The 2,227-nt window shown below is 42.1% G+C and carries 3 protein-coding genes; 2 read left to right on the forward strand and 1 reads right to left on the reverse strand.

Annotated features, from left to right (window positions below; all coding sequences use genetic code 11):
* Window positions 1-1,046: Na+/H+ antiporter NhaC family protein (locus LD39_RS17970; protein ID WP_035551088.1), on the forward strand; the 1,046-nt coding region annotated here is incomplete at its 5' end.
* A 277-nt stretch (window positions 1,047-1,323) separates the two neighbouring features.
* Here LD39_RS17970 and LD39_RS17975 read toward each other — a convergent pair.
* On the reverse strand, window positions 1,324-1,608 hold the full coding sequence (locus LD39_RS17975; RefSeq protein ID WP_035551091.1) for a hypothetical protein: 285 nt from the start codon (window positions 1,606-1,608) through the stop codon (window positions 1,324-1,326).
* Between the two features lie 91 nt (window positions 1,609-1,699).
* Between LD39_RS17975 and LD39_RS17980 the strand changes: the two genes are divergently transcribed.
* Complete coding sequence (locus tag LD39_RS17980; protein ID WP_035551094.1) at window positions 1,700-2,182, forward strand: staygreen family protein; 483 nt, start codon at window positions 1,700-1,702, stop codon at window positions 2,180-2,182.
* Window positions 2,183-2,227 lie beyond the last annotated feature (45 nt).

The following is a 2,227-nucleotide window of genomic DNA, read 5'->3' on the forward strand; positions in this document are numbered from 1 at the left end:
GCCCCATCTACGACCGTATGAATATCTCACGGGCAAAACTAGCGTTTTTATTAGATTCAACGGCCTCCCCGATTAATGTGCTTGTGCCTATTTCCGGCTGGGTCGCCTTCATGGGAGCCTTAATGGTCGACAACATTGAATCGGTGAACGATCCGATTGTCGGAATTGCTAAGACGATTCCGTACAACTTCTATAACATTATTATTCTGATCATGGTATTCCTCGTTGCAGCGGGTAAAATCAAGGATTTCGGTCCAATGAAGCAATCTGAAATGAGAGCGAAAGAGAATCGCTCCTCGAATGAAGCTGCCGCTGCCAAGGAAACAAAAGAAGCGACGGAAGAAGCAACACTCAAAGGAACAGCCTCAGACATGGTCGTACCTTTAGGAATTTCTGTTGCATTGCTCGTCGTGCTCGGTCTATGGAATTATACGTTTATCTATTTTGCAGATATTCCAGAAATCCCGCTCGACGGCAATAAAATGTTGATTGTCAGCTTCTCGGTAGGGATTGTCATTGCCTTTATCAAGTATCTGGCTAAAGGACTCATGAACGCGAAAGAATTTTTGAATGAGTTGTTTGAAGGAAGCAAGTCGGTCATTTTAGGAGCTGTCATCATCATCCTTGCTGTCACGCTTGGTGACGTCATGAGAGCGACCGCTCCTGAAGGGGTCGGAGCAGCCGCCTACATTTCCGAAGTGGCTTCTGGTGTGATCCCGAGCAGCATCATCCCTGTTGCTGTGTTCATCATTTCCGGTTTTGTCGCCTTCTCCATGGGAACGTCTTTCGGAACGTGGGCAATTATGATGCCAATTGGGGTTTCCTTAATGGTAGCGACAGGCGGTGATCCCATTCTAGCAGCAGCTGCCGTATTATCTGGTGGTGCTTTCGGTGATCATACTTCACCGATCTCCGATACGAGTGTGATGTCCTCGATCGGTGCAGATGTTGAGCATATGGAGCACATCAACACGCAGCTTCCTTATGCGCTCACCGCAGCAGGGATCGCTTCCGTCTTCTTCTTAGTTGCTGGATTAGTCCTATAAAAAAAGAGAGTCTTCTTGAATTCGCTCATTAGCGAATGAAGGAGACTCTTTTTTATTCGGCTCTTATACAAGCTAATTTTTTCTTCTATTGTTTATCTGTTTTCTTTTTTCGAAGAGATCTCTGTCATAAAAAGAACAAGCAGCTTAAATTCCATCATAAAACGGTTTCTTCTGAAAGATATTTCACTTTATATTCACTATTGATAAACTTGATTCTATCCATCATTTCACCTTCGTTTAAAAGGATTGAGCTCTTAGAAAGACAAGTTCATCTTACCTAAGGCCTTTGAAAAAGTTTCCGTTGTTTCATGTAGTCGATCGCCTTCGTTTTATTTTTTTGCTTAGATACATATGCAGATTCATTCACCTCTTGATAATAGCTATTAAATCTTTCCTCTGAAAGTAAGCCCTCAGAAATGGCTCGTTTTACGGCACAATCCTTCTCGTTTATGTGCGTGCAGTCAGAAAACTTACAACTTCTCGATAACTCTACGATATCTTCAAACCCTTTATTCAAGTTATCTTCAGCATCCTTGCTTTCATATCCCTTTTTATAATCCATGAATGAACTCCTTTTTTCTCATTTAGAACCCCAGGGCTTTCCCAGCATATTCTGATACGGAGAATTTCATTACGGTTTAGGAGGCGTCTGGATGTCTTCGTTTGATCCACGAAAATTATCCGTTAATTTTTTACCGCCCGCTGATTCTGCCCACCCGCTGGAAGGGAGAAAATATACACTGACTCACTCCGATATTACGGCTGAATTATTTTTGGATATCGGTTATGTATTTAATTTTAAGGCAATTAACCCGAAAATGCGGGACGAAGTGTTGGCTGAATGGAAGAAAAACGGGCAGAACCAATTTCATTTAATAGGAAAAGCCTACGTGGATGGTGGTGAATTCAGCCAGGAGGCCGCTGGATTTCGCTTTATGATTTTTAAAAAAGAAATGGATACCGCATTAAAAGGCATCATTTATGGAGATCGGCCATTATATTCTTTTTATCCATCCCTGCTTGATGCACCCATTTTTGTCTCCTACGAATCCTCTTATCCTGTGTATAGACAGATCTCCTTTTATGGAACTCCCAAAAAGTATTTGAATTCAATCACTGATGCTTCTCAACAATGAGATGTTCCGCATGAACCGGAAGGTCTTTAAGACGTTCTGATAAAA

This window comes from Halobacillus sp. BBL2006 (assembly GCF_000786645.1).
Classification (GTDB): domain Bacteria; phylum Bacillota; class Bacilli; order Bacillales; family Halobacillaceae; genus Halobacillus.